Origin of the sequence: Dryocola clanedunensis (assembly GCF_038405435.1) — a bacterium.
GTDB classification, from domain to species: domain Bacteria; phylum Pseudomonadota; class Gammaproteobacteria; order Enterobacterales; family Enterobacteriaceae; genus Dryocola; species Dryocola clanedunensis_A.
The window spans coordinates 1-522 of record NZ_JBBYHZ010000220.1; the positions used below are offsets into that span (position 1 = coordinate 1).

1 protein-coding gene is annotated in these 522 nt (G+C 70.5%); it reads right to left on the minus strand.

Features of this window, described 5'->3' with window-relative positions; translation table 11 throughout:
- Nucleotides 1–482, minus strand: a 482-nt coding sequence (locus AAE045_RS24320; RefSeq protein WP_455549856.1) for a DUF1611 domain-containing protein, incomplete at its 3' end; no start/stop codon positions are given.
- Nucleotides 483–522: the final 40 nt, after the last annotated feature.

Here is a 522-nt window from a genome sequence, read left to right on the forward strand (position 1 = left end):
TGGAACAGCGAGCCCTGGCCTTCGATGACATCCCAGTGATCGTCGGCCGCATTCGGGCTGAGCAGTTCGGCGGCGCCGGCGGAGAAGTCGGCCACCACCGCGTCCATCGGAATGCCGCTGCCGGCGATCAGGATGCCGGTCTGGCCGCTGGCGCGGAAGTCGGCATCCACGCCGAGGCCACGCAGGCCACGTGCCAGTGCCAGGGCGGTGTACTTCTTGCCCAGCGCGCAGTCGGTGCCGACGGTCAGCACGCGCTTGCCGGTGCGCTTGCGGCCGTTGCCGACCGGAATGCCACGCGGCGGCACGCGCACGTTGATCAGTTCGCGCCCGTGGCGTTCGGCTGCGGCCGCCAGTTCCGGAATGTCACCCAGCTTCTGGTGCATGCCGCTGACCAGGTGCAGCCCGTTTTCCAACGCATCGACCAGGGCCGGCAGCCACTGCGGCGGAATCACGCCACCGCCGTTGGCCACGCCGATCACCATCGCACGTGCACCGGCGGCGCGCGCCTGGGCCGGCGTCATG